7 protein-coding genes are annotated in these 8,865 nt (G+C 47.0%); 2 read left to right on the plus strand and 5 right to left on the minus strand.

Annotation, left to right across the window (positions count from 1 at the left end; translation table 11 throughout):
- Nucleotides 1-12 precede the first annotated feature (12 nt).
- The 3 genes from HMPREF1548_RS08920 to HMPREF1548_RS08930 form a co-directional block, all read right to left on the minus strand.
- Complete coding sequence (locus tag HMPREF1548_RS08920; protein WP_021635668.1) at nucleotides 13-555, minus strand: GNAT family N-acetyltransferase; 543 nt, start codon at nucleotides 553-555, stop codon at nucleotides 13-15.
- 6 nt (nucleotides 556-561) lie between these two features.
- On the minus strand, nucleotides 562-1,464 hold the full coding sequence (locus tag HMPREF1548_RS08925; RefSeq protein ID WP_021635669.1) for a ribokinase: 903 nt from the start codon (nucleotides 1,462-1,464) through the stop codon (nucleotides 562-564).
- Nucleotides 1,465-1,526: 62 nt separating this feature from the next.
- Nucleotides 1,527-2,441, minus strand: a complete 915-nt coding sequence (locus HMPREF1548_RS08930) for a nucleoside hydrolase (protein ID WP_021635670.1) — start codon at nucleotides 2,439-2,441, stop codon at nucleotides 1,527-1,529.
- 350 nt (nucleotides 2,442-2,791) lie between these two features.
- Here HMPREF1548_RS08930 and HMPREF1548_RS08940 point away from each other — a divergent pair, with 350 nt between their 5' ends.
- Nucleotides 2,792-3,577 (plus strand): M15 family metallopeptidase, encoded by a 786-nt coding sequence (locus HMPREF1548_RS08940; protein ID WP_021635672.1) that lies wholly within the window; start codon nucleotides 2,792-2,794, stop codon nucleotides 3,575-3,577.
- A 53-nt stretch (nucleotides 3,578-3,630) separates the two neighbouring features.
- Nucleotides 3,631-4,338: an alpha/beta fold hydrolase gene (locus HMPREF1548_RS08945; protein ID WP_021635673.1), complete on the plus strand. Its 708-nt coding sequence runs from the start codon at nucleotides 3,631-3,633 to the stop codon at nucleotides 4,336-4,338.
- A gap of 386 nt (nucleotides 4,339-4,724) precedes the next feature.
- Here the strand turns inward: HMPREF1548_RS08945 and HMPREF1548_RS08950 are convergent, their stop codons facing one another.
- Nucleotides 4,725-7,016: a glycoside hydrolase family 95 protein gene (locus tag HMPREF1548_RS08950; protein WP_021635674.1), complete on the minus strand. Its 2,292-nt coding sequence runs from the start codon at nucleotides 7,014-7,016 to the stop codon at nucleotides 4,725-4,727.
- Nucleotides 7,017-7,107: 91 nt separating this feature from the next.
- On the minus strand, nucleotides 7,108-8,811 hold the full coding sequence (locus HMPREF1548_RS08955) for an extracellular solute-binding protein (RefSeq protein ID WP_035321631.1): 1,704 nt from the start codon (nucleotides 8,809-8,811) through the stop codon (nucleotides 7,108-7,110).
- Nucleotides 8,812-8,865: the final 54 nt, after the last annotated feature.

Consider the following 8,865-nt stretch of genomic DNA (forward strand, 5'->3'; position numbering starts at 1 on the left):
TACAATACACAGTTATATAGACAGTCTCAAGCCATTGTACTGTAGCACTTTGGCAAATATAGCCCAATCCGGATCGTCTACAGTTTCATCCTTCACGATTCCAAGTTCAAGATAATTTTTGAATCCCATTTTTTCCCGGTAGACGCTGGGATTACCGCATACCATGCAGGCGGTGTAGCCCAATGCCGCCGCAAGCTTCATACCATTCTTTACAAGCGCTGTGCCAATTCCCTTCCGCTGGTATTTATACCTTTTTGTACTATGGTCATCCTCCTCATCATGGCGGACTGACAGGCTGTCCAGCCAAACTACATGTTCACCGCGGTCCCCCATCGGAAGCGCCGTAAATATTACATGACCCAACAGTAATCCACTGTCTCCTGCCGCCACCAATTCCAGTTCCGGTATATAATAATCGGACTTTCTGATTCGATCTGCAAACCTTTCATGGAAATCCGCATCACTTCCTCTTTCGTTGCAGCCGAAAGCTTCCCTGTCCAGCATGCGGATGTTTCCGTAATCCTGCGGCGTTATCCGCCTTATTTTTAATTCCATATATAATTAATTTGCTTTATCAAGCTGTCGCAGGCGTTCGTCCACCAGGGTTCTTTCAGGGATGGAAACGGCTGCGCCTTCCCGGGATACGGTAATGGAAGAAGCACAGGCAGCCAGACGCAGCGCCTCCTGCATGGTCTTCCCTTCCACGATAGCCGCGATAAAATATCCGGTGAAGGTATCTCCTGCTGCTGTAGTATCCACAGCATTCACTGGAAAACAGGGCTGATATACACATTCCTCCGCGCTTTTGTAAACAGCGCCCTTCCGGCCCAATGTAAGGATTACCTTCATTTGAGGATATTTCTCCAGAAGAATCTCCGTGATACGGTCGGGATCGGAGGCACCTGTAATGTCATTTCCTTCCATTTCATTCAGCATCAGCCAGGTGACGCCGGAAAGATCCGTCTTTTTCAGGCTCTCATTCATCGGCGAAGGGTTAAACAGAATCCGCATTCCCATAGCGGCGCCTTTTTCAAGAAGATAGGGAAGGTTGCTGATTTCGTTTTGCAAAACCAGAATATCTCCTTCACCGAAATCTTCCAGCACCTGGTTGATGAATTCTCTGCCGTTCTCATAATTGCTGCCGTTAAAAAGGATGATGCAGTTTTCCCCTTCTTCGGAAACCTGAATCAGCGCATGTCCTGTAATGCTTCCGTTCTCACGCAGATACCGGGTATCCACGCCGCTTTCCTTAAGCAGCTCCGCCAGGAAGCGGCCGTCCGGGCCTATGGTCCCGGCATGATAAATCGGAACCCCGGCACGTGCTGCCGCAATAGACTGGTTCAGCCCCTTGCCACCGGGAAAGCATTGATATTCTTTTGAAAAAATCGTCTCGCCCGGCCTTACAAAATGCTTCACTTTATATACCTTATCAATATTCAGTGAACCGAAATTTAAAATCTTCATGTTTTGCTCCCATCTGTCTTATATCCTGTCATGTGCCGTAAACGTCCACCAGGACTGTATATTTACTGTGCAAGCTTTCTGAATAAATCCTCAAACAGATTGTCCCTGTTAATATGGTAAACATATCTGATAAAATGCCTTCCGGGGTCAAAGCTGTAATGATGATCATACTGCGGAATCGGGCTGGGCACCAGCCTGTCACGCATGAAATCACCGTCCAGCAGCCAGGCCACCGCGGTGACATCCCAGATCACCCTTGTCCAGCAGCTGTTTTTGCTTCCGGCTGCGCCTTCCTTTTCCGTGTAGTCTGTCAGATAATCGCACAGCTTGTTTTTACCGCGGAGAAAAGTCTCCAGTTCGCCGGGGCCGGTGGTGAAAGAGGATACCACGCCCATGCAGGGAAGCTGTACCAAAGCTGCGCCGCAGCCGAATACCACTCTCGCCGCAGCCACATCCTGGAAAAGATTGAATTCCTTATTATCCGGCCATTCATGGGCATTGCCGCCAAGCCAGATGAGAACTATTCGGTCTTTGATTTCCGGCTTCATGAGCAGGGCTGAGGCCACATTGGTAATGGCTCCGATGGCAATGACGTACAGGGGCTTTTCCGGCGTATAACCAAGCGCCAGCGCGGCCAGATGCGCTGCGGCATCGGATGCAACGGGTGTCTCTTCGTCCGGAAGGTATTGGGCTGAGCCGCGGTATACGTGTTCCTTCAGTTCCTGCTTTTCCATCAAGTCCAGGATATGGTGGATTTCCTGATAGCTTTTTTCCATACCGTCTTCTGGTCCGCTGGATTTCTCATTATGGAAGGGCGCTGCATAAACAGCCTTCAGATGCAGCTTTTCCTCCGATTTGATGAGATAGGCCAGGGCGTACTGGTCGTCGATTTCATTATAGGTGTCCGTGTCCAGAACCACATCGACCGGTCCTTCGGGCCGGTTCAGGCGCTGTAAGTAAGAAATATCCTGATTCATTTTCCCCTCCCTTGGCACAGGCGCCGCCTGCGCTGATCAAATAATTTCTGTGAACAGAAGCTTTACTGCATTTGGTGCGGCAGCATGGATAATCGGTCTGTTACCGGCATCCGCAGTTTTCCGGTCCACTATACTTTTGTATCATGTTCTTTCATTATATCGGTTCCTCCGGGAGTTGTCATGATGGAGTGTTTTACAAAACTTTTTCTGAAAAGTATACAGAATGCCGGGACGAACAGCGCAATGCCGGACGGCGGATTTTCGCTTTTTCAGATTCTTTTTGCCAGGATCGGCTGCATAGATTATAATAATAGGCATAACAGGTTTCAATAGGGAGGGTTTGCTGATTTATGATAACCAAAAATAAGAACATTTTATCAGGCGGCGCTGTTGCTTTTCTTCTATGTCTTCTTTTTTGCATGGCGGTTCCGCTGCCCTTATGTGCGGCGGGGACGTTAGCGTCCGGAGGGGAAAACGGGAGTGGGAATCAAAGGGAAGGTGCTGCAGCGCAGTCTGCTGTGCCCCAGGCCGACCGGGTGACTTATCAGGAGGGTTTCTTTTATGAATCCTTAAGTGATGCGGTGAAGGAAAAGATTACCGGAATTTCTTATGGGGAGGGGTGTATTGTTCCCTATGAGGAGCTTAAATATCTGCAGGTGCTGTATATGGACTTTGAGGGACAGCCGCAGGTGGGGGAAATCATATGCAACCAGGCGATTGCCCAGGATTTGGTTGAAATTTTCTATGAGCTTTATCAGGCGTCATATCCGATAGAACGGATACGGCTGATCGATGAATACGGCGGTGACGATACGCTTTCCATGGAGGCAAATAATACCTCCTGCTTTAATTACCGGGTGGTGGACGGCACCTCCAGCCTTTCCAGGCATGCCTACGGGATGGCTGTTGATATAAATCCGCTGTATAACCCCTATGTAACCTATCCCAACGGCAAAAGAAGGGTCTCTCCGGCCTCCAGTGAAATATATGCGGACAGGAGCCTGGATTTTCCGGCCAAAATAGATAAAAATGACCTGTGTTACCAGCTGTTTACGGAGCATGGCTTCACCTGGGGCGGAAACTGGAAAACCATGAAGGATTACCAGCATTTCCAGAAGGCCCTGCCGCAAAAGTAGGGGAAGCGGGAAACGGTTCAGCTATTTTAATTGTTATATAAGTGGAGGTGTTTATGGACATCAGGCTGCATTATCTGGAAAAGGGGAAGGGAACGCCGCTTCTGCTCCTTCATGGGAACGGTGAAAGCGCAGAATATTTTGAGCATCAGATTTCTTTTTTTTCTGAAAAATATCATGTTTATGCCCTGGACACCAGGGGGCATGGGAAGTCGCCCAGGGGAGAAGCGCCTTTCACGCTGGAACAGTTTGCCCTGGATTTGGAAGCCTTTATGGATGAAAAAGGACTGGAGCAGGCTGATATCCTGGGCTTCTCCGATGGGGCCAACATCGCCCTGCTCTTCGCGCTGCGGCATCCCCGGCGGGTTGGCAGGCTGATTTTGAACGGGGCCAATTTGTTTCCCAAAGGCGTGAAAAATTCCGTTCAGCTTCCCATTGTTATGGGGTATCTGATGGTTTCCCTGATAGCGTTGTTTTCTAAAAAGGCGGTGCCCAATAAGGAAATGCTGGGGCTGATGGTGACGCAGCCGCATATTGATCCGGAGGAGCTTCTCTCTTTGCAGATGCCGGTTCTCGTGATTGCCGGAACAAGGGATATGATCCGGCTGAGCCATACACAGCTGATAGCAAGATCCATACCCGGAAGCAAGCTGGTCATCCTGGAGGGGGATCATTTTATTGCCTCCAGGAAGTGGGAGGCCTTCAATAAAAGCGTGGATGCTTTTTTGCTGGAAACGGAAAACAGAATCCAGCCGCAGAATTAAAACTGTCCGTATTATAAAAAGATGCTGTCCTGAAAACGTAAAATGTAATTCAGTAACAACTTAAAATAAGTATTCTAAATAAGCTCGCCTTTTGGCGGGCTTATTCTCTTTTCAATGATAAAGAGATAACGGCAAATCGGATCTACTTTGGCTGAATAATTACATACTCCTAGCCTTTCTATTGATCGAAGATTTCTCTTGTTTAATAACGGAATAGTAGTCTACTCCCAAATAACAATACGGAACCTTTTCCTTTAGCATACCAGATCGAGCACATTCCACCAGGGCTACTTTTGCTTAAAATAACGGGGCATTCTCACCTGATGTAATTGCGCCTTAAGAAGGGCCATACCACTTTTCCCACTAATATCCGTATATTTTTGCTTTTAGAAACTGTCCTCCAACCATTTTCCGGGACCTACCGTCACTTTACGGCTGTTTTCTTTATAGTGAATTGTCACAGTCTGTTCGTCTATTGCCGTAATTCGATAATAAACCTTTGCTTCCTCCTCATCCCACTTCATATCGAGCATCATACCACCCTTTAGGCGAAGTCCGTTCACTTTACCGCTTTTCCATTCCCGCGCAATGGCAGGAAGCAGATAAATATCCTCTCCCCAAGTCTGCGCAAGCGCCTCCGCAACTCCGGCACAGAATCCAAAGTTGCCGTCTATCTGGAACGGAGGATGCGTGTCGTAAAGATTTGCTTTCAGGCTCTTTTCCATGAAAAGCCTGACATTTTCCCCCACTTTATCCCCGTTATGCAGTCTGGCAAACATACAGATCAGCCATGCTCTGCTCCAGCCTGTGTGACCGCCCCCGTTTTCAAGGCGAACTTTCAGTGTTTTCTGGGCAGCCTCCATAAGTTCCGGTGCTTTTATATGAATCTGATTCCCAGGATAGAGCGCAAATAAATGCGAAATATGACGGTGTCCCTTTTCTGTCTCCGCATATTCCTGATACCATTCTCTGATTCTTCCATCTTCAGATATTACAATGGGAGGAAGATGATCTAAAATTTCAGCTGCTTTACAGGCAATTTCCGCCGCGTCAGCTGTCTTCGCCTCATCGTCAAGCTCTTGCATTCCTTCCAGATAATCGGTGCATAGTTCCCATAGGATTTCATTATCCATGGCAGGAGCCATGGTAATGGCGCTTTTCTGACCATCCGAAGTCATATAAGTATTTTCAGGAGAAACCGACGGACCTGTCAGCCATTTTCCATCATTGCTCCGATACAGATAATCATAAAAAAATCTGATATTTTCTTGCAGAATGGGCATTACCTTAATAATAAGAAACTCTCTGTCATGAGTATACCGGTAATGATCATATAGATGAAGCGACAGCCATGCCTCACCCATGGGCCACATGTAAGCGCTTGCAGGAAGTCCCTCAGGGTCACTGTTGCCGTAACAGTCCGTATTGTGATGGGCTACGCTTCCTTTACATCCATAAATCTGTTCCGCCGTAACCTTTCCATTCTCCACTATTTTATTTAGTAATTTAACAAAAGGATCAAAACATTCCGACAATCCACAGGAATCCACCATCCAGTAGTTCATCTGCAGGTTAATATTTATCGTATATTTGCTTTCCCATGGCGGCGTATAACTGCCGTTCCAGATTCCCTGAAGATTAGCTGGAAGACGGCACTGATAGGAACTGCTGATTAACAGATATCTGCCGAACGCAAACAACATCTGCGTAATATAACGTCTCACCTTTTCCTCAGATGTTAAAAGCAGCAGTTTATCCATGGAAAGATAACTGTAATCCGTCTTTTCAAGTTCCAGGCTCATTGTTCCGAATAAACAGGAATATTCCTCAATATGCTCTTTCTTCATCTGAGCATAGGAGATGTCAACTGCATGGTTAAGCCGTGCTTCTCCTATCTGCTCATACTCAGAAACGGCGTCTTTTATATAGGCATGAACGGAATTTTCCACGCCGTCCTCTACTGCCGCCTCTCCAAAGCTCGTCTCGCAGTCAAAATAAAGCTCAACTTGTGTAGCATCCCATACAGCCAAATAATCGCCTATCTGGCAGGCGCTTCCGTCATGCGCCCCCAGCTTAAGACCGCTGTAATAATGGGGACCGTCTCCGCACTGCCCTTTCAGCCACACTTCGTCCGCTCCATTTCCACCCGAGGTATGCTCAAAAGGACGTCTGTTTATATTGCACTGGAACTTGATCTTATCCGCCCCCTTTGCTGTGAACCGCATTGCTATTACCTGATAACGCGCGCTCACGAAATATTCTCTTGTAAAAACTGTGCCGTCAATCTCATAACTTACCTTTGTCACCGCCTGCCGAAGATTTAATTCCCTTCGATAATTTATAGCTTCTTCGTGTCGGTGTACGAAATGAAATCTGATATCGCATGCGGTCTGATAAGGCCCCAGGTATTTGGGAGTTCCCGTCATCGACATCTGGCACAAAAACTGCGCCTCCTGCGTTTTTCCCTCCATCAACAGCTTTCTAATCGGTCCCACGTTCTCACGAGCCTGTGGATTTCTACGATTACGTTTATCCGCGCACCACATGCTTTCCTCATTGATGACAACACGATCCTCCTCTATATTTCCAGCAATGGAAGCGCCCAGTCTTCCGTTACCGATGGGGAATGTCATTTCCCATTCTCCCGCAGGCTTTTCTAACCAATAGGTATATTCCATATCTGTCCCCTTACCGTAAATTAATAATTATAAAATGAACCAGGAATCGGGGCTGTAATCATTACACCCCCTTTCCCTGATTTCTGCTTCTTTAATTACTGTTATAACGATCCAGTGCCGCCTGATACTGGGCAAGGTATTCTTCCAGTCCCATCGCATTCAGCTTACTCAAATAGGAATCCCATTCCTCATCAATACCGCCTTCACTAATCCATTTAGCGTACATCTGTTTTACATACTCGTCAATATCCGCTTTCATTTCACTGATCAGTTCAGCTTCTTCCAAAGAGAGAAATGTATTAGGATAATACTCCTTCGGGAAGTGAGGCGTATATAACGGTTTGCCCTGTGCAATTTCGTTATCAACGTTGAAAGGATCAGGATCCACAGGCTTCATAGCCATTGTGTCCGCCGCCACACAGCAAATACCAAAGTCGGATCCACCGATCTGTTTATTATATTCCGCCGTACCGAACTCGGGCTGAGGCTGAATTAATTCAAACTGTGTTCCGTCCGCATTCAGCTTAATACTATAGCCAATCTTTACATTCGTCCAGAACTGATAGCTGTTTAAAGGAGCTATCAGATTGTCTGCCCAACGCATTGCCAGCTCCGGATTTTCACATGCTGATGTAATAACACATGTGCCTCTTTGCTGTACGCCATAGTAATATTTAGGATAGAGGCAGTCGCCGTCAGGCCCTGTCAGAGGAGGCATAATCACATATTCATCATCCTCATTGTCAAGCCGATAGGAAGTGCCGCGCCATGCCGTAAAGGCACCGACAGTACGTACTTCGGGATTCTTCAGCTTGGCGCCCCACATTGCGTCATCCTGTGTAAAGCTTTCTTTATCCACCAGACCCGCTTTCCAAAGCTCGTTAAAGTACTTGATCGCCTCTTTATATTCCGGCTGAACCGCAGCAAATTGCACTTTTCCGTCTTTTACCATGATATTCTTATACTGTGCAACACTATCTGATGGTACAATACCGAACGCACCGAACCATGTATCAAAATCACCTACCGCCGAGATACCAACTTCATCCTCCAGTCCGTTGCCATTCGCATCATTGTCCTTAAACGCCTGAAGAACCGCTTTGAACTCCTCCGTGGTAGTCGGGATATCCAGACCTAGCTTATCTAGCCACTTCTTATTAATATAAAGCATGGAACGAGTAGATGCTACACTAGGGAGAGTTTCGTCCTGTCCGGACATATATCTGGGCAGACCATAGATATTACCGTCAGGCGCAGTAATATCTTTTAACAGACTCTCGTCCTTGGAACATACCTCTTTAAAATTCTCGCCATATTCTGCAATCAGGTCGTTGAGAGGTAGAATCTGATCCGCATCAGCCATGTTAAGCAGTTCCGCATCTGTGAAATTTCCTCCCAGAATAATGTCGGGAAGTTCGCCTGTTGCAAAAAGCAGACCTTTCTTTTCCGGCCACGATGTAGCAGGAATACATTCCCATTCTATTTTAACTCCTGTCGCTTGCTGAATCTCTTTGTGGATAACAGTATCCTCAGGCGCAACGTCAGGGTTATTCTGAATTACCATTACCTTTAAGGTTTGTTCTTCGTCCACTATCGGCAGTCCAGTCTTATACACGCCTGACTCCGACATCTTTCTGCCGTCCTCTGAGACGACAGCCATCGTTTCCTGCTTTGACTCTTCCACCTTTGTTTCCGACTGTTGTTCTGCGGGCTTCTCGTTTGTCTGACCGCATCCCGCAAGCAGGCTGGCTGCCGTCAATGCTGCCATAACTGCTGCAAGCATTCTTTTTTTCATACTTTGTTTCCTCCTTTTTTTATAATAGTCTCTCGGAATCTCTAAGCCAGTAAA

This window comes from Clostridium sp. KLE 1755 (assembly GCF_000466465.2).
GTDB classification, from domain to species: domain Bacteria; phylum Bacillota; class Clostridia; order Lachnospirales; family Lachnospiraceae; genus Eisenbergiella; species Eisenbergiella porci.